The 17,137-nt window shown below is 69.5% G+C and carries 16 protein-coding genes and 1 pseudogene; 8 read left to right on the forward strand and 9 right to left on the reverse strand.

Annotation, left to right across the window (positions count from 1 at the left end):
* Nucleotides 1-2: 2 nt before the first annotated feature.
* The 4 genes from ACFY1J_RS33350 to glmS all read right to left on the reverse strand — a co-directional run bounded on the left by ACFY1J_RS33350 (nt 3) and on the right by glmS (nt 4,860).
* Nucleotides 3-917, reverse strand: a complete 915-nt coding sequence (locus tag ACFY1J_RS33350) for a L,D-transpeptidase family protein (RefSeq protein WP_390732503.1) — start codon at nt 915-917, stop codon at nt 3-5.
* Between the two features lie 128 nt (nt 918-1,045).
* Nucleotides 1,046-2,476, reverse strand: coding sequence for an NAD(P)H-hydrate dehydratase (locus ACFY1J_RS33355; protein ID WP_390732504.1), 1,431 nt, complete (start codon nt 2,474-2,476; stop codon nt 1,046-1,048).
* Between the two features lie 61 nt (nt 2,477-2,537).
* Entirely contained in the window at nt 2,538-2,909 is a 372-nt protein-coding gene (locus ACFY1J_RS33360) for a holo-ACP synthase (RefSeq protein WP_263211656.1), read from the reverse strand.
* 103 nt (nt 2,910-3,012) lie between these two features.
* On the reverse strand, nt 3,013-4,860 hold the full coding sequence (gene glmS / locus ACFY1J_RS33365; RefSeq protein ID WP_390710209.1) for a glutamine--fructose-6-phosphate transaminase (isomerizing): 1,848 nt from the start codon (nt 4,858-4,860) through the stop codon (nt 3,013-3,015).
* Between the two features lie 552 nt (nt 4,861-5,412).
* On the opposite strand from glmS, the gene ACFY1J_RS33370 reads away from it, so the two are divergent.
* The 3 genes from ACFY1J_RS33370 (at nt 5,413) to ACFY1J_RS33380 (ending at nt 8,862) form a co-directional block, all read left to right on the forward strand.
* Complete coding sequence (locus tag ACFY1J_RS33370) at nt 5,413-6,411, forward strand: hypothetical protein (protein WP_390732505.1); 999 nt, start codon at nt 5,413-5,415, stop codon at nt 6,409-6,411.
* 120 nt (nt 6,412-6,531) lie between these two features.
* Nucleotides 6,532-8,241 (forward strand): polymorphic toxin-type HINT domain-containing protein, encoded by a 1,710-nt coding sequence (locus ACFY1J_RS33375; RefSeq protein ID WP_390732506.1) that lies wholly within the window; start codon nt 6,532-6,534, stop codon nt 8,239-8,241.
* Between the two features lie 15 nt (nt 8,242-8,256).
* A complete protein-coding gene (locus ACFY1J_RS33380; RefSeq protein ID WP_390710212.1) occupies nt 8,257-8,862 on the forward strand; it encodes a hypothetical protein in 606 nt (201 codons plus the stop codon).
* Between the two features lie 7 nt (nt 8,863-8,869).
* Here the strand turns inward: ACFY1J_RS33380 and ACFY1J_RS33385 are convergent.
* Nucleotides 8,870-8,938, reverse strand: a pseudogene (locus ACFY1J_RS33385) (ATP/GTP-binding protein); the annotation flags it as partial.
* A gap of 174 nt (nt 8,939-9,112) precedes the next feature.
* On the opposite strand from ACFY1J_RS33385, the gene ACFY1J_RS33390 reads away from it, so the two are divergent.
* The 3 genes from ACFY1J_RS33390 to coaA all read left to right on the forward strand — a co-directional run bounded on the left by ACFY1J_RS33390 (nt 9,113) and on the right by coaA (nt 11,480).
* The gene (locus ACFY1J_RS33390) at nt 9,113-10,090 is read left to right on the forward strand and encodes an IS110 family transposase (RefSeq protein WP_390710213.1); all 978 of its coding nucleotides are present in this window, start codon (nt 9,113-9,115) and stop codon (nt 10,088-10,090) included.
* A gap of 76 nt (nt 10,091-10,166) precedes the next feature.
* Nucleotides 10,167-10,364: a hypothetical protein gene (locus tag ACFY1J_RS33395; protein WP_390710214.1), complete on the forward strand. Its 198-nt coding sequence runs from the start codon at nt 10,167-10,169 to the stop codon at nt 10,362-10,364.
* 147 nt (nt 10,365-10,511) lie between these two features.
* On the forward strand, nt 10,512-11,480 hold the full coding sequence (coaA, locus tag ACFY1J_RS33400) for a type I pantothenate kinase (protein WP_390710290.1): 969 nt from the start codon (nt 10,512-10,514) through the stop codon (nt 11,478-11,480).
* A gap of 88 nt (nt 11,481-11,568) precedes the next feature.
* On the opposite strand, the gene glmM is transcribed toward coaA, so the two are convergent.
* The 3 genes from glmM to rplM form a co-directional block, all read right to left on the reverse strand.
* The gene (gene glmM / locus ACFY1J_RS33405; protein WP_390732507.1) at nt 11,569-12,927 is read right to left on the reverse strand and encodes a phosphoglucosamine mutase; all 1,359 of its coding nucleotides are present in this window, start codon (nt 12,925-12,927) and stop codon (nt 11,569-11,571) included.
* 223 nt (nt 12,928-13,150) lie between these two features.
* Nucleotides 13,151-13,663, reverse strand: a complete 513-nt coding sequence (gene rpsI, locus ACFY1J_RS33410) for a 30S ribosomal protein S9 (protein WP_103812805.1) — start codon at nt 13,661-13,663, stop codon at nt 13,151-13,153.
* 42 nt (nt 13,664-13,705) lie between these two features.
* Nucleotides 13,706-14,149, reverse strand: a complete 444-nt coding sequence (rplM, locus tag ACFY1J_RS33415; protein WP_019329618.1) for a 50S ribosomal protein L13 — start codon at nt 14,147-14,149, stop codon at nt 13,706-13,708.
* Between the two features lie 681 nt (nt 14,150-14,830).
* Between rplM and ACFY1J_RS33420 the strand changes: the two genes are divergently transcribed.
* Together ACFY1J_RS33420 and ACFY1J_RS33425 are read left to right on the forward strand one after the other, a co-directional pair.
* Nucleotides 14,831-15,271 (forward strand): hypothetical protein, encoded by a 441-nt coding sequence (locus ACFY1J_RS33420; protein WP_390732508.1) that lies wholly within the window; start codon nt 14,831-14,833, stop codon nt 15,269-15,271.
* A gap of 190 nt (nt 15,272-15,461) precedes the next feature.
* Complete coding sequence (locus ACFY1J_RS33425) at nt 15,462-16,340, forward strand: hypothetical protein (RefSeq protein WP_390710217.1); 879 nt, start codon at nt 15,462-15,464, stop codon at nt 16,338-16,340.
* A 46-nt stretch (nt 16,341-16,386) separates the two neighbouring features.
* Here the strand turns inward: ACFY1J_RS33425 and ACFY1J_RS33430 are convergent, their stop codons facing one another.
* A complete protein-coding gene (locus tag ACFY1J_RS33430; RefSeq protein WP_390732509.1) occupies nt 16,387-17,136 on the reverse strand; it encodes a polyprenol monophosphomannose synthase in 750 nt (249 codons plus the stop codon).
* Between the last annotated feature and the right edge of the window lies 1 nt (nt 17,137).

Below are 17,137 nucleotides of genomic sequence, written 5' to 3' on the forward strand. Positions count from 1 at the left end.
CCCTATGTGCCCGGTCGACGGCCCCACACGTACACCCGGTCGCCCTTCTTCAGCACGTCCCACAGCTTGCGGGCGTCGGGGAGTGTGAGATTGACACAGCCCCAGGAGCCGACGGTGGTGTAGATGCTGCCGTAGACGGCGTGGAAGGCCTGTCCGCCGTCGAAGAACTGGGCATAGGGCATGGGCTGGTTGTAGAGCGTCGACCAGTGGTTCTTGTGCTTCCAGTAGACCGTGTGCCAGCCGCTCCTGGTCCGGGCCCCGGCCCGCCCGCTGCGCATCGGCACCGGTCCGAAGACGACCTTGCTGCCCTTCTGCACCCAGGTCAGCTGCCGGCTGAGGTCGACGCAGGCGACACGGTACGTCCGTACAGGGCATTTCTTGGCCGAATTTGGGTTCTTCCGTGCCGAAATGAGCATCATCCGGGACCAGGTGACGGGTCCCGCGAAGCCGATCGCGGGCTTGATCTTGTACTTCTTCTGAAAGGCCCGGATGGCCTTGCAGTCCGCCGCGGACTGCTTGCCGTCCACCTTGCGCTTCAGCCACCGCTCGACCTGGCGCTGGTAGGGCCCGGCCTGCTTGCTGCAGCTCACCCTGGCGACGGCATCGCCCAGCGGGACGTACTCGATGAGGTCGTACGTCCCCTTCGCCGCGTCCCCCGGCTCGACCGAGTCCTCCCTCTTGGTGGGCCGGTACACCTTCGGCGGCAGCATCTGGTCTGGCGTGTCGATCTGCCAGGGCTGCGACGGCCCCGGCGCCACACCGGGCACCAACTCGGTCTCCGGGCCGCCCGGCGCCGGGGCCCCGGAGGGGGCGGCCGCGGCGGTGCCGGCGACGGGGAGAGCGGCCGCCGCCGCGAGCAGCACGGCGATGCCCCGGTGTCTGATTCGCCTGCCGAGCTCGGTTCGTCTGCAGATCATGCGATCAGACAAACCTGTCCCCGCTTCCGATCCGGGGAGCCGCGCGGTCAGGTCACCCGACGGGTGGACCCACGTCAGTCCCGGACGACCTTCCGGGCCTCTCGGTCCTGGACGCCCTGCCAGACCTCTCAGTCCCGAACGTCCCTCCAGGCCTCCGGAATCGCCTCCGCCACGTCATGCGCCCCCGCCGGCGCCCCGTCCGCCGCGTACCGCCCGGCCAGTCCGTGCAGATACGCCGCCGCGCTCCCCGCGTCCAGGGCCGAGAGCCCGGCCGCGAGCAGCGAACCCGCCAGCCCCGACAGCACGTCCCCGCTCCCGGCCGTGGCGAGCCAGGACGTCCCGGTCGCGTTCACCCGTACGGCGCCGCCGCCCGCGTCCGCCACGATTGTCGTCGACCCCTTCAGCAGCACGGTCGCGCCGTACCGCGAGGCCAGCTCCCGCACCGCCGCCAGCCGCCCCGCCTCGACCTTCTCCCGCGAGACGCCGAGCAGCGCCGCGGCCTCCCCCGCGTGCGGTGTCATCAGCGTCGGCGCCGTACGTCCACGCACCGCACCCCGGTCCGCCAGCCGCAGCCCGTCCGCGTCGACCAGCACGGGCACGTCCTCCCCCAGCACCTCCGCCACGGTCGCCGCGTCGTCCCCGGCACCCGGCCCCACGACCCAGGCCTGCACCCGCCCCGCCTTGTGGGGTCCGCGGTCGGAGACCAGCGTCTCGGGGAAGCGGGCGATCACCGCGTCCCCGGCCGGACCGACGTACCGTACGGCTCCTGCCCCGCCCCGCAGGGCCCCGGCGACGGCGAGCACGGCCGCCCCCGGATACCGCGCGGACCCCGCGGCGACGCCGACGACACCCCGCCGGTACTTGTCGCTCTCCGCGGCGGGCACCGGCAGCAGCCGGGCCAGGTCCGCGTGCTGCAACGCCTCCAACTCGGGCTCGGCGGGCAGTTCGAGACCGATGTCGACGAGCCGTACGGACCCGGCGTGCTCCCGCGCCGGATCGATGAGCAGCCCCGGCTTGTGCGTCCCGAAGGTCACCGTCAGATCGGCCCGGACGGCGGCACCCCGCACTTCCCCGGTGTCCGCCTCGACGCCACTGGGCAGATCGACGGCGACGACGGCGGCCCGGGACCGCTCGGCGGCGGCGGCCAGCGCGGCCGCGTCCGGCCGCAACCCGCCCTTGCCACCGATCCCGACGATCCCGTCGACGACAAGATCGGCCCGCTCGACGAGCCCCTCGCCGGCATCGGCCCGGACGGCCGTACCACCCGCTCTGCGGAGAGCCGCGAGCCCACCGGGATGGGTGCGGTCGGGGGCGAGCAGTACGGCGGTCACCCCGGCCCCGCGGCGGGCGAGCCGGGCCCCGGCGTACAGGGCATCGCCCCCGTTGTCCCCGCTCCCCACCAGCAGCACGACCCGGCTGCCGTACACCCGCCCGAGCAAGTCGGCGCAGGCGGCGGCCAGTCCAGCGGCGGCGCGTTGCATGAGGGCGCCCTCGGGGAGCCGGGCCATCAGCTCCCGCTCGGCAGCCCTGACCGTCTCGACGCTGTAAGCGGTACGCATGCCGTGAGTCTCCCTCGGTTGTGCGGCAGGACCGGTACTGGCCCTACCCCTACCCCAAGGGCTACCCCTCCGCGACCACCACCGCCGACGCCACCCCGGCGTCATGGCTCAGCGACACGTGCCACGACTGCACACCCAGCTCGCCGGCGCGCGCCGCCACGGTCCCCCTCACCCGCAGCCGCGGCCGCCCGCTGTCCTCGACATACACCTCGGCGTCCGTCCAGTGCAGCCCCGGCGGGGCCCCGAGGGCCTTGGCAAGCGCCTCCTTCGCCGCGAACCGCGCCGCGAGCGAGGCGATGCCACGCCGCTCACCACTGGGCAGATACAACTCGCTCTCCACGAAGAGCCGATCGGCCAGCCCGGGCGTACGGTCCAGCGACGCCCGGAACCGGTCGATCTCGGCCACGTCGATACCAACCCCGATGATGCTCATTCGGGCACTCTACGATCCGTACGGCGACCGCGGGCCCGGCTCCCCGGTGACGAAATCGGCCTGGTGTAAGCACCCCTTTCATGGAAGCCCTGAAGAACCCCGGTTACTCCACCGTCACCGACTTCGCCAGGTTCCGGGGCTGATCCACCTCGTTCCCCCGGGCGGTGGCCAACTCGCACGCGAAGACCTGCAACGGGACCGTGGCCACCAGCGGTTGGAGCAACGTCGGCGTGGCCGGGATCCGGATCAAGTGATCCGCGTACGGGACCACCGCCTCGTCCCCCTCCTCCGCGATCACGATCGTGCGCGCGCCCCGGGCGCGGATCTCCTGGATGTTGGAGACGATCTTGTCGTGGAGGACTGACCGGCCGCGCGGTGAGGGGACGACGACCACCACGGGGAGGTCCTCCTCGATGAGCGCGATCGGCCCGTGCTTCAGCTCGCCCGCCGCGAAGCCCTCGGCGTGCATATAGGCGAGTTCCTTGAGCTTGAGGGCACCCTCCAGGGCCACCGGGTAGCCCACGTGCCGCCCCAGGAACAGCACCGTGTTCTTGGTGGCGAGCGTGCGGGCCAGCGCGCGTACCGGCTCCATGGTCTCCAGGACCCGCTCGACCTCGCACGAGATCTTCGACAGGTCCCGGATCACGGCGCCGATCTCGTCGCCCCACTTGGTGCCCCGCACCTGGCCGAGGTACAGCGCGACCAGGTAGCAGGCCACCAGCTGGGTCAGGAACGCCTTGGTCGAGGCGACCGCGACCTCCGGCCCGGCGTGCGTGTACAGCACCGCGTCCGACTCGCGCGGGATCGTCGAGCCGTTGGTGTTGCAGATCGCCAGCACCTTGGAGCCCTGTTCGCGGGCGTGTCTCAGGGCCATCAGGGTGTCCATGGTCTCGCCGGACTGCGAGATGGCGATGACCAGGCTGCGTGAGTCGAGGATCGGGTCCCGGTAGCGGAACTCACTCGCCAATTCCACCTCGCACGGGATACGCGTCCAGTGCTCGATGGCGTATTTGGCGATCATCCCCGCGTGGAAGGCCGTACCGCACGCGACGATGACGACCTTGTCCACCTCGCGCAGCTCGGCGGCGCTGATGCGGACCTCGTCCAGGGTCAGCGAGCCGGCCGCGTCGATGCGGCCCAGGAGCGTATCGGCGACCGCCTTGGGCTGCTCGGCGATCTCCTTGAGCATGAAGTAGTCATAACCCCCCTTTTCCGCTGCCGACGCGTCCCAGTCGATGTGGTACGAGCGCACCTCCGCCGGACGGCCGTCGAAGCCGGTCACCGTCACGCCGTCCCGGCGCAGCTCCACCACTTGGTCCTGGCCCAGCTCGACCGCCGACCGCGTGTGGTCGATGAACGCGGCGACGTCCGAGGCGAGAAAGGCCTCGCCCTCTCCAACGCCCACCACGAGCGGGGAGTTCCGCCGCGCGCCGACGACCACGTCCGGCGCGTCGGCATGCGCCGCGACCAGCGTGAACGCGCCCTCCAGCCGCCGGCACACCAGCCGCATCGCCTCCGCGAGGTCGGAGGTCACGGAGAACTCCTCGGCGAGCAGATGGGCGACCACCTCGGTGTCCGTCTCGGAGGCCAGTTCATGCCCGCGCTCCGCCAGCTCGGCCCGCAGCAGCGCGAAGTTCTCGATGATCCCGTTGTGCACGACCGCGACCCGGCCCGCGTTGTCGAGATGCGGGTGGGCATTGGCGTCGGTCGGACCGCCGTGCGTGGCCCAACGGGTGTGCCCGATACCGGTCGTACCGCTCGGCAGCGGCCGCTCGACCAGCTCCTTCTCCAGATTGACCAGCTTCCCCGCCTTCTTCGCGGTGGCAAGACCGCCGTCCGCCAGCACGGCGACGCCCCCCGAGTCGTACCCCCGGTATTCGAGCCGTTTCAGCCCGGCCATCACGACATCGAGCGCCGATTGCGACCCCACGTATCCCACGATTCCGCACATGTGCCGCAGCCTATGGGCCGACGTCGGCATGAAAGTAGGCGCCGCGTGCCCGAAATCGGAAATTCCCACTGTCGTACGACCGCTTCCGACGAGTGGGCGCACCCGCTCACCTGGGGTCGAAATTCGGCCATCTTTGTTCACGGGATCCACACCACCAACCCTCCCGCAAGCACAGGAAGCACACAGAATCCCCTTGAAAGGAGGGGAACCCGGGGACTTGAACCGCAAGCTACCGAGCAGTAGGGGGATTTGCGCCAGCACCCCTCCCCCCGACGCGAACACCTGTACGCCCTGGGTTGCACCTACGTAACGTGGCCGCCGTGCGTGACGGAACCTGACCATTCCGCAAGCGCGCACATCAGTCAGCGACCGGGGGAACGCCGTCGCTCACGGGGAGAGGTTGCATCGCCATGCCGTCGTACCGGCCATTCGCATGCGTCAAGTCATCCGGATGCCTGAGTCTCTGATCTCTCATCAGGACCACGCCACTGCCCTGACCCTTCGGCCGCTCTTCCGGCCCACCCCCCTCTGAAGGCAGAAAGGGATGCTTCCTTGCACCCCAGACCGTGGTTCCGGCTGCCCGGAACACGAAGATCACAAAAACTCACTTCCGCTGTCACCTCCGTCGCCGCCCTGGCCGTCCTGGCCGGTCTCGCGGTTCAGCCCGGCCTGACCAGCCTGGGCGCCGAACCGGTGGGCGACTCCTCTCCCTGGTACGAGGACACGACCGCCGAGCAACTGCGGCAGGACCAGTGCCTGATGGCCGACGTGCTGCGGCTCGGCGGCCCGTCGATGGCCACGACCGCCCAGGACGGCCTCAACCAGCCGGCCGACAAGCTCCACGTCCTGGCCGACCGGAAGCACTGGGAGCAGACGCCCCTCGCCGTCGCGTACAACAAGGACCGGGACGCGGCGGGCAAGGAGCTGGACGATCTCGCCGCTCTCCGCCAGGGGTGGGCGAAGCCCCTCGACGGCCTGGAGACTCCCGGCGGATTCAGTGTCACCGGGTTCCACTGGCCGCCCGACGGCGAGAAGAGTTTCTACACCGCGACCGGTCTGTCGGCCTGGGTCGCCGACCGGTTCTGGAAGACCGACGACGGCTTCTACGAGGACTCCACCCCCAAGGCCGACGCGAAGACCCTCAAGGCCGTCGACGATCTGGGCGGTCCCCTCTACGGCAAGGACCCCGACCCGACGGGCATGACGCAGGCGGAGTGGAACCGTGCGCTCACCGAGCACGACGCCTTCGAATGGATGCACGGCCGTCCCGGCGCCGACGCGGGAGCCGACGACGCCCGAATCTTCCTCTCCTCCGGCGGCTTCCCGCGCACCGCACCGCAGCCGGGCACGCCGGAGTACCGCATCGCCGTGGAGGATGTGAAGTCCCGGTTCGCCGCGTGCGGCTGGCGCGACCCGCTCGACCCGGACAACGTGCTGGGCGACATCACCGCCACCGCGGCCGGCGAGTGGCAGCAGGAGATCGCCTCCCAGGCCACCCAGCGCAACCAGATCCTCGACGCGAACAAGACCGCCGTCGACGCCCTTTCCTAGCACGCGGCCAACGCCGCCCAGTACGCGTCCGACGCCCGCACCTACTCCAAGGAAGCCCTCGGTTACGCGGCCGACGCCGCCACCGCCGCTTCCAAGGCGGCCGCCTCACTGGCCCGCACCATGGACTACGACAAGCAGGCAGCCGACGACGCCGCGGCCGCCGACAAGGCAGCCGGCAACGCCGAAGGCTACGCCAAGGACGCCCGCGACTCAGCCGACCAGGCCGAACTCGACGCCGACGCGGCCCACGCCGCGGCCGCCCAGGCCGAACAGGACGCCAAGGACGCCCGAGCAGCGGCCAACCGCGCCGACACCGCCGCCACCGAAGCCGAACAGGCCGCCAAGGACGCCGACAAGTACTCAAAGGAGGCACAACAGGCGGCCACGGAAGCGGAAACGGCAGAGGCGAACAAGAACGTCCAGACGGGCGCGAGCGGTATCGGCGGGGTCTTCCCCGTCATCGACAAGATCACGCCGCGTGGCGAGCCCGAGCAGCTCCCCAACGAGTGCCACGACGTGATCGTCTGCGACAAGTTGGTGTTCATCGCCCACTTCGACGAGGTGGTCAGCTACTACCTGTGCCTCAACCCGGACGTGCCCGCCACGCAGGCCGGCTGCCCGCCCGAGGACACGGTCTACCTGAAGACGATCCCGTACTACAACATCACCCAGAAGGTCAAGATCTACACGTGGGACATGACCGTCGACGTCTGGAAGGGCATCGCCAAGTCGATCAAGGGTGATTTCACCGGCTGTTACCACAAGGTCTTCGGCGGCGGCGAGGGCAGCGCGAGCGACTGCGCCTGGGCCGCGACCTGGCTCCCGCTCGGCGGGCCCATCGGCAAGGTCGCCGAAGCCATCCGTGCCGTGGACGCTGCCATGCGCACCGGCATCAGCGTCGCCGACGCGATGAAGGCCCTGCGCGCTCTCGACATCGACGCGAGGGCGCTGGCGGACATCGAGCGCTCCGTGAGCATCTACGAGGAGGCGCGGACGGCATGCCGGATCAACAGCTTCCCCGGGACCACGGAAGTGGTCATGGCCGACGGCAGCCGCAAGGCGCTGCGTGACGTGGTGACCGGGGACATTCTGCTCGCCGCCGACCCTGCGACCGGAATCAGCCAGGGTGAGCCGGTCACACGCACGTTCCACCACACCGCCGGCGACCTGGTCGAGGTCACTGTCACGGACGGCGGACGCCTCACCAGCACACGTGGACACCGGTTCTTCGTGTCCGGCCGCGGCTGGACCCTGGCGTCCGACCTTCGACCCGGAAACGCCCTGCGCACCCCGGACGGCGTGCGAACCGTGGCCGCGCTGGCCGACCGGCACGAGGCGAAGCCCCGGACGGTGTACGACCTGACCGTCTCCGGCCTGCACACCTTCTACGCCGTGGCGGGTGACAGCCCCGTACTGGTCCACAACTGCAACGACCTCGCGGCCGACGCGCAGAAGTTCCCCGGGCAGGCTCACACGCTCGACGAGCACGTAGCCGGCAACGTCACTCCTCAGCGCGCGAAGGAACTTGCCGAAGCGAAGACGGAGAAGCTCGGGTATGTCGTCCCGAACAGCCTGTTCATCGACGAACAGACCGCCCAACAGGTCGTGGACTACGCGCTGGCCAACAACGCGAACAGGATTCGCAAGTGGCTTCGGGGATCCGACCCGGAACTGCCATTGAGAGGCACCTTCGGAGCGCGGAACTCCCTCGGCAAGGCCTACTATCCGGACGGCACGGTGAAGGATGCGGGCAACGCATACCGCATCAAACTTGTCCGAGCCAAGGCGCACAAGTCGGGCTACTACGTGCAGACGTGTTTTCCGGAGTAAGGGAGGTGAGGCACGGTGCCACGTTTTACGGAGTTCGACTTCGGTGTGTCCTGGGTTATGGACTTCTTCCATCAGGACGGGACCCACTACGGGGACACAGCCGCTGAAATCGTCGCGAACCACCTTGTGGGGTGGAGCGACGAGGCGGCCCTGGCAGTACGCCGTGACGCCCAGACGCTCCTCGACAACCTCCCCTCGGGGACGCTCGAGGTGCTGTGGGAGGCCGGAACGGAGTACATGGCGAACTGGGAGCGGCTCGGGAGTGGGGCGCAGTGGACCCGGGCCGTCGTCGACCTGTGCGACGCCCGGCTGTCCACGGCGACGGACGTATGCCCGCTCACCGGCGCGGACACCGAGGACGGCATGGCCTGCCTCGAAGCGGTCGTGGCCGAGATCGAGGCAACCCGGTTCCTGGCTCCTGACGTGCGGGCGGCGCTCGTCGACTGCGCGCGCCGGTGCACTCCGGACCTGGCCTTCCGGGTGCTGCTGAGAGCGATCAGCTGCGCCTCGGATGTCTCGCTGTCCTCCGAGCAGTACACGAGGCTGGAGGCCATCGGATCGGCTCTCCAGTACGGCGAATTCGTGGTGGACTCCGTCAAGTACCTGGTCGAAAACGACTAGCCGGCGGCTAGAACCTGGGCGCGTTACGGGACCGCTGCACCCGCGTGGTGCGGCGGTCCTTCGCGTTCCACCAGGACTCGGCGACAAGGGTGCGGAGGTCTACGGCCTCTAATGGGGGCCGCCGAGTCGGAGAGACTCGGTGCCGTAGCCGCCAGCAGGTGAGCACTATCGGCCTCGGAAACGTTCGATTTCTAAGGTCAGACCGTGCCCCTGCTGGTCGGCCGGAAGGCCAGACCGCTAATGGGGTGGCGTGCCCGCCGAGCAGGGCGTGAGCACTGGATCCATTAGGGAGCGCGCGAGTCTTCCGCAGGCTGCACCGGCAAGCAAAGTATCCGACCAGGAGAGCAAGTTGCTGTTCATCGGCGATGACTGGGCCGAAGACCACCACGATGTCGAGGTGCAGGACGAGACCGGCCGGAAGCTCGCCGCCGCCAGACTGCCCGAGGGTGTGGAAGGCATCGCCAGACTCCTCGAACTTCTCGCGAAGCACGGCAGTGACAACCTCGATGCCAGCAAGGTGGTGGTGAGCATCGAGACCGACCGCGGCTCGTGGGTGCAGGCCCTTCTTGCCTGCGGCTACCAGGTGTACGCGGTCAACCCGAAGGAGGCCGCCCGGTTCAAGGAGCGGTACGGTACTTCAGGCGCCAAGAGCGACAAGGGCGATGCGCACGCGCTCGCCGACATGGTCCGCATCGACCGCGACCAGCTGCGGCCGATCGCCGGAGACACCGAAGAGGCCCAGGCGGTCAAGGTCGTCGCCCGCGCCCACCAGACCCTCATCCGGGAACGCACCCGCGCCTTCCAGCGGCTGCGTTCCGCGCTGCGCGAGTACTTCCCTGCCGCACTGAACGCCTACGCCGATCTGTCGCTCACCAGCACGGACGCCATGGAGCTGCTGGTCAAGGCACCCACACCGCAGGCGGCGGCGAAGCTGACCCGCACACAGATCACCGCCGTCCTGGCCCGGCATCGCCGCCGCAACAGGAGTGCGAAGGCGGCCACGATCCAGGCCGCCCTGCGTGAGCAGCACCTCACCCTGCCCGAACCGGTCACCGCCGCCTACGCAGCCACCGTCACCGCACACGCGAGGCTTCTGATCGCCCTGAACGAGCAGATAGCCGGGCTGGAAGGGCAGGTGAAGGCCCATTTTCTCGCGCACCCGGACGCTGAGATCCGAATTCGTCGGGGCGCTCGAACGTGGAGAGCCCACCTCCTCGCAGTGGGCTGAACTCCTGTCGTCCGACTTCAACCGGCGCCAATGGAACCTCCTGCGCCGCCTCCATGCGGATGAGGTACTGCGGGACATGTTCCCGACCATCACGCACGGTGCCGTGCGCCTGTGTGTGGATGCGATGGACGGAACGAGCCGTCAGGTTCTGGTGGACGAGGTGAACGGGGAACTCTATGAGGTCATGCGCGTAGGGGTGCCAGGGGCCGGCTGGGTCGAGGTGCCGACCGGTGATCTGATCGCCTACCTGCGAGCTGCCTTGAACGAAGAGTGATCCCGGCAGATCGATGAGGTCGAACCCCGCCAGGTAATCCCTGGCGGGGTTTCTTCGTACGTGAGCCACCCCGCCACGTGACGCACCCCACCCGCGCCCCCGTTCAAACTCCGTTAACAATGGACTGTGATCTCACCGGTCTCCTCGATGCCCCGGAGCGCCCACCGGTCCAAGCCGGAGGCGACTCCCTACGTCGACCTCACCCGTACCGAGTGGAGCGCGCTGCGCGACAAGACGCCGCTGCCGCTCACCGCTGAAGAGGTCGAGAAGGTCCGCGGCCTCGGCGACGTCATCGACCTCGACGAGGTGCGGGACATCTACCTCCCGCTCTCCCGCCTTCTCAACCTCTACGTCGGCGCCACGGACGGGCTCAGAAGCGCCCTGAACACGTTCCTGGGCGAGCAGGGCTCCCAGTCCGGCACGCCCTTCGTGATAGGGATCGCCGGATCCGTGGCGTGCGGCAAGTCGACCGTGGCCCGTCTGCTCCAGGCCCTCCTGTCCCGCTGGCCCGAGCACCCGCACGTGGAGCGGGTCACGACCGACGGCTTCCTGCTGCCGACCGAGGAGCTCAAGGCCCGCGGGCTGATGTCGCGGAAGGGATTCCCCGAGTCCTACGACCGCCGGGCGCTGACCCGGTTCGTCGCCGACATCAAGGCGGGCAAGGACGAGGTCACCGCCCCCGTCTACTCCCACCTCATCTACGACATCGTCCCGGGCGAGAAGCTCGTCGTGCGCCGGCCCGACATCCTGATCGTCGAGGGCCTGAACGTCCTGCAGCCCGCCCTCCCCGGCAAGGACGGCCGCACCCGCGTCGGCCTCGCCGACTACTTCGACTTCAGCGTGTACGTCGACGCGAACGCCGACGACGTCGAGAGCTGGTACCTCAACCGCTTCAAGAAGCTGCGCCAGACGGCCTTCCAGGACCCGTCCTCGTACTTCCGCAAGTGGACCCAGGTCTCCGAGGAGGAGGCCCTCGACTACGCGCGCACCCAGTGGCGCACGATCAACAAGCCCAACCTGGTCGAGAACATCGCCCCCACCCGGGGCCGCGCCACCCTCGTCGTACGCAAGGGCCCGGACCACAAGGTCCAGCGGCTGCGCCTGCGCAAGCTGTAGGCGAGTAGCCGACACAGGACATAGGTTTGGCCGGTCCGGGGGTGCGGGGAACCCCCGCACCCCCGGACCGGCCATGGACGGCCTACTGCTATCCCAGCGCCGACTTCACCGCGTCCGCCAGCCGCCCGGCGACCGACTGGGCCTGTTCGATGTCGGCGGCCTCCACCATCACGCGTACCAGCGGCTCCGTGCCCGACGGACGCAGCAGCACCCGCCCGGTGGCGCCGAGTTCGCGCTCGGCCTCGGCGATCGCCGCCGCCAGGTCGGCGGAGGTACCGACGCGCGCCCTGTCGACGTCCGGGACGTTGATGAGCACCTGCGGCAGCCGTTGCATGACCGACGCGAGGTCCCGCAGCGTACGACCGGTCTGCGCGACCCGCGCCGCCAGCAGCAGGCCGGTCAGCGTGCCGTCGCCGGTGGTGGCGTGGTCGAGGATGATGACGTGGCCCGACTGCTCGCCGCCGAGGGCGAAGTCGTGCTCCTTCATCTCCTCCAGGACGTAGCGGTCGCCGACGGCGGTCTGCACGAGGTGGATGCCCTCGCGCTCCATGGCCAGCTTGAAGCCCAGATTCGACATCACGGTCGCGACGACGGTGTCGGAGCGCAGTGCGGAACGCTCCCGCATCGCCAGCGCGAGCACGGCCAGGATCTGGTCGCCGTCCACCTCTTCGCCGGTGTGGTCCACGGCGAGGCACCGGTCGGCGTCGCCGTCGTGCGCGATGCCGAGGTCGGCGCCGTGCTCGACGACGGCGGCCTTGAGCTTGCCCAGGTGGGTGGAGCCGCAGCCGGCGTTGATGTTGAGGCCGTCCGGCACGGCACCGATGGTGACGACCTCGGCACCGGCCCGCGCGAAGGCCTCGGGCGAGACACCGGAGGCCGCGCCGTGCGCCTCGTCGAGGACGATCTTCAGCCCGTCGAGACGGTTGGGGAGTACGCCGAGGAGGTGGGCGACGTACTGCTCGAAGCCCTCGTCGTACGAGCGCACCCGCCCGACGCCCGCGCCGGTCGGCCGCTCCCAGGGCTCACCGTGCCGGTGGGACTCGTAGACGGACTCGATCTTGTCCTCCAGCTCGTCGGCGAGCTTGTGGCCGCCGCGGGCGAAGAACTTGATCCCGTTGTCGGGCATGGCGTTGTGGCTGGCGGAGAGCATGACACCGAGGTCGGCGCCGAGCGCGCCCGTGAGGTACGCCACCGCGGGCGTCGGGAGGACGCCGACGCGCAGCACGTCCACGCCCGCGCTCGCCAGACCCGCGACCATGGCGGCTTCCAGGAACTCCCCGGACGCGCGCGGGTCCCGTCCGACCACCGCCTTCGGCCTGTGGCCCTCGAACGTGCCCGCCTCGGCCAGCACGTGCGCCGCCGCGACGGACAGACCGAGCGCCATCTCGGCCGTCAGGTCCGCGTTGGCGACGCCGCGCACGCCGTCCGTGCCGAAGAGTCGTCCCACTTGTCCTCCTGAGGAAGCATCAGTTTCCGAAGCCGTAGGCATTCGATGGTTCGATGCCGGGTCGGTGCGGCTCCGCATCCCAGGCATTCCATGCCTGAACATCCGATCACACAATCCATTGAGCGTCTTGTGCCATTAGACCCAAGTTTGTGTGATAAACGAACGCCCCGGCGGCACTGTGGCGTGCCGCCGGGGCGTTCGGAGTACGAGCAGGCAGCGAAGATTAGCGCTTGCTGTACTGCGGGGCCTTGCGGGCCTTCTTCAGACCGGCCTTCTTGCGCTCGACCGCACGGTCGTCGCGCTTGAGGAAGCCGGCCTTCTTGAGCGGGCCGCGGTTGTTGTCGACGTCGGCCTCGTTCAGCGCACGGGCGACACCGAGACGGAGCGCACCGGCCTGGCCGGAGACACCGCCACCCGCGATGCGGGCGATGACGTCGTAACGACCCTCGAGCTCGAGCACCTTGAAGGGCTCGTTGACTTCCTGCTGGTGCACCTTGTTCGGGAAGTAGTCCTCGAGGGTGCGACCGTTGATCTTCCACTTGCCGGTGCCCGGAACGATCCGGACACGGGCGATGGCGTTCTTGCGACGGCCCAGGCCGGCAGCCGGCTGGGGCTCACCGAAGCGCGAGGCGAGGGACTCGGAGGTGTACTCACCCTCCACCGGAACCTCGGACTCGGTGGTGTAGCTGTCGATGTCAAGCTCTTCGAGCGGCTGCTCGGCAGTGGTCTCGGCCACGATTCTCCTCAGATTCTCTTCAGTCTTAGGGGGTGGCCGGACTTACTGCGCGACCTGGGTGATCTCGAACGGCTGCGGCTGCTGCGCGCCGTGCGGGTGCTGGTCACCCTTGTAGACCTTCAGCTTCGAGAGCATCTGACGGCCCAGCGAGTTCTTGGGGAGCATGCCCTTGACGGCCTTCTCGATGGCCTTCTCGGGGTTCTTGTCCAGCAGCTCGTCGTAGCGGACGGAGCGCAGACCACCCGGGTAGCCGGAGTGGCGGTACGCCATCTTCTGGGTCCGCTTGTTGCCGGAGAGGTGCACCTTGTCGGCGTTGATGATGATGACGAAGTCACCAGCGTCGACGTGGGGGGCGTAGATCGGCTTGTGCTTGCCCCGGAGGAGGGTCGCTGCGGTGGTGGCGAGACGGCCCAGGACGACGTCCTGAGCGTCAATGACGTGCCACTGGCGCGTCACATCGCCGGGCTTGGGGCTGTACGTACGCACGGTTCGTAGCCTTCGCTTCTTCAGTGAATGGTCCTGACAAGGTCACCGAAGACGATCACGACAGCCCTGACCGCACTGCGGTGACGCAAACCGCGCGCTGGTCGCTGGTCATCGGCCCGGTGGACCGGTGTAAGGGCCGGGTCCGTGAGAAGAGCCAAGCCAATACACAACGAACAGGCAGAATACCCGGGGCGCGGCACCCGGGTCAAAACGGGTCCGCGGCGGCTGGGCTCCGCCGATTCGAGCAACCAGTGTAAGCCGCGTTCCGGACACTCCCCCCGTGCGCCCTCGGCGGGCGCCCTGCGACGGAATCGGAAGGTTCGGGTCACACGGAGGCCCGGCAAAACGGCTGATTACGGGCATTCTGCTGGCCCGGTCCTTCCACTCAGCCCGGGACGCGTGTCCGGCGAGGCCGACGCGACGGGGTGGCCGGGCGGCGGGGGCCCACTGGGGGCGTTCGGGGTGTCGGCCGCCCTCGGACCGACGCTGCCGTGCGTGGGCCACGCCTTCGCCGCCGCGTGTACACCAGTGCGGACCAGGGATCCTCCGCCGCTCGGCGGGTCGGCCGGCACGGCCGCGAGGCATGCGTGGCCTCGATGGAGACGGCATCCACCAGGAATTCCTCGCGCCCGGGCAGCAGCTCGACGATCGGGTACGTCACCTCGGTGCGCGTCACGCCCGGTGCACCGGGCCACCTGCACCGCCATCGCCTCGCCGAGCAGCACGATCAGCGGCCGGCCCAGCCCGGTGACCGGCATGGTGGTCAAGGCCACCGTGCACCTGATCGAGGAGGAGGACCGGCGTGACGGCATGCGCCGGGTGCGCGAGTTCTGCGCGCAGCGCCTGGAGCCGTACAGGGTGCCCGCCCAGGTCGAGATCGCCGCCGCGCCCATGCAACGCCTCGGCGAGACCCGCTGGCCGACGCAGGGCGAGCACCCAGCCTCGGTGCGGCCTTGGCCGCGCCGCCCGGGGTCCGGCGCCGTGCCCGTCGGCACCTTGCGCTCCGCCCCGCCGCCCGTCGGCACCTTTCGCTCCGCCCGCCGCTCCTCGCCGCCCCCGGCGCTCTCCACCGCGCTTCGCCCCCGAAATTTTCGAGCCGCGCGCAGCCGCCACTCCCCGTAACCCCCTCGCAACCCGACGTCCTCTCCCCCGCCCGGTCTGCCCCGAGGCGCCCGCTTCCCCCTCCCCCGTAAAGCGGAATCGGAGCTGGGCGAGCGGCTGGGTGAGATGTGTTGCCCTGCGTTGAAAGGTCCACTATCGCCTCTCGTAGAGGCGCACCTGCACCCCCGGTCCCCCGTCTAAGATGCGCCCCATGAGTTATGGGCAGGGGGGACCCCAGTCCCAGTGGGATCCATGGAAACCGCAGTCTCAGCAGCGCTGGAACAGCGGCGCCGACCAGACCCCGGACTGGGCCGCGCTCGCCGAGGCCTCGGAAACGCGGAACAAGCGGCGCAGAGTGCTGTTCATCGGCGGCGGCGCGATAGCCACCTTGGCGATCGGCGCGGCCGTCGCCATGGCCGTGGTGTCGGCGAACGGCGACAACAACGCCTCGGGCCAGCCGACCAACCTGCCTGCGAGCGCCTCCATACCCAGCGACTCGTCGGCCCCGGCGCCGTCCTTCGAGCCCACCAGCGCCCCGCCGCCGCTGGACCCCAAGGACTTCATATCCAGCGCCAAGAAGGACACGGCACCGCTCAGCGCCGAGACCCTCTTCCCGGGCACCCAGCTGACCATGGGTGAGACGGTCTACAAGAAGGGCCCCACGGCCGACACCAAGAACTGCGCCTCGGCCGCGCAGGGCACCCTCCCCAAGATCCTCACCGGCAACGGCTGCACCCGCCTGCTGCGCGTCAGCTACGTCAAGGACGGTGTCGCGGTGACCGTCGGCGTCGCCGTCTTCGACACCGAGGCCGAGGCCACCAAGGCCAAGGGCCAGGCCGACAAGCAGAGCATCGTGAAGTCGCTCGCCGGCAAGGGCATCAAGACCTTCTGCGACTCGGCGATCTGCCGCTCGACGACCAACGCCTACGGCCGCTACGCCTACTTCACCATCGCCGGCTTCACCAGCGGCAAGGACGTGACGACCAAGGACACGAAGGTCTTCAGCACCGGCGACGACCTGGCCGAGTTCACCTTCCGGCAGATCCGCCGGCGCGGTGAGGCCCAGGCCTCGGCCGCCGCCAACGGGTAGCCCCGGCCCCGGACGATCCCGGCCCCCCGGGCCACCCGGCCCCCCGCTACTTCTTCTTCAGGCGCAGCCGGATCGGCACCACCGCCGACTCCAACTGCGTCCGCAGGGTCATCTTCGAGACGCCCTCGGTCCGCTCCGCGAAGCGGATCGGGATCTCGACGGCGCTGTGTCCGGCCCGTACGGCCTTGTACTTGAGCTCGACCTGGAAGCTGTAGCCCGCGCTGTCCAGGGAGGACAGGTCCACGTCCCGCAGGGTCCGCACCGACCACAGGTTGAAGCCCGCCGTGATGTCACGGATGCGCGTGCCGAGCACGGCGCGGGCGTAGGCGTTGGCGAAGCGGGACAGCAGGACCCGGTGGGCGCCCCAGTCCTCGTCCAGCGAGCCGCCTTCGACGTAGCGGCTGCCCACGACCAGGCCCGCCCCGGACGTCACCGCCGCCTCCAGCATCCGCGGCACCGCCTCCACGGGATGGCTGCCGTCGGCGTCCATCTGGACGACGTACTCGGCGCCCTCCTCCAGCGCGGCGCTCATGCCGGCCGTGTACGCCCGCCCCAGCCCATCCTTCTCGGTCCGGTGCAGCACGCTCATCCGGTACCGGCCGTCGGCGTTGTACTTCTCCGCCAGTTCCTCGGCGATCCGGCCCGTGCCGTCCGGGCTGGAGTCGTCGACGATCTTCAGATGGAGGGCGTCCAGCGGCAGCCCCAGCACCGCTTCGGCCATCCGCGGCAGGTTCGCCGCCTCGTTGTACGTCGGCATCACCACGGTGACCCGAGCGTCCCGGTACGACTCGTCCATT

The organism is Streptomyces sp. NPDC001406 (assembly GCF_042895285.1).
In the GTDB taxonomy this organism is placed as follows: domain Bacteria; phylum Actinomycetota; class Actinomycetes; order Streptomycetales; family Streptomycetaceae; genus Streptomyces.

Coding starts and splice junctions, on each gene's coding strand:
- ACFY1J_RS33350 (WP_390732503.1), bottom strand. CDS start 917: ATGATCTGCAGACGAACCGAGCTCGGCAGGCGAATCAGACACCGGGGC.
- ACFY1J_RS33355 (WP_390732504.1), bottom strand. CDS start 2,476: ATGCGTACCGCTTACAGCGTCGAGACGGTCAGGGCTGCCGAGCGGGAG.
- ACFY1J_RS33360 (WP_263211656.1), bottom strand. CDS start 2,909: ATGAGCATCATCGGGGTTGGTATCGACGTGGCCGAGATCGACCGGTTC.
- glmS (WP_390710209.1), bottom strand. CDS start 4,860: ATGTGCGGAATCGTGGGATACGTGGGGTCGCAATCGGCGCTCGATGTC.
- ACFY1J_RS33375 (WP_390732506.1), top strand. CDS start 6,532: ATGGACTACGACAAGCAGGCAGCCGACGACGCCGCGGCCGCCGACAAG.
- ACFY1J_RS33395 (WP_390710214.1), top strand. CDS start 10,167: ATGTTCCCGACCATCACGCACGGTGCCGTGCGCCTGTGTGTGGATGCG.
- coaA (WP_390710290.1), top strand. CDS start 10,512: ATGCCCCGGAGCGCCCACCGGTCCAAGCCGGAGGCGACTCCCTACGTC.
- ACFY1J_RS33425 (WP_390710217.1), top strand. CDS start 15,462: ATGAGTTATGGGCAGGGGGGACCCCAGTCCCAGTGGGATCCATGGAAA.
- ACFY1J_RS33430 (WP_390732509.1), bottom strand. CDS start 17,136: ATGGACGAGTCGTACCGGGACGCTCGGGTCACCGTGGTGATGCCGACG.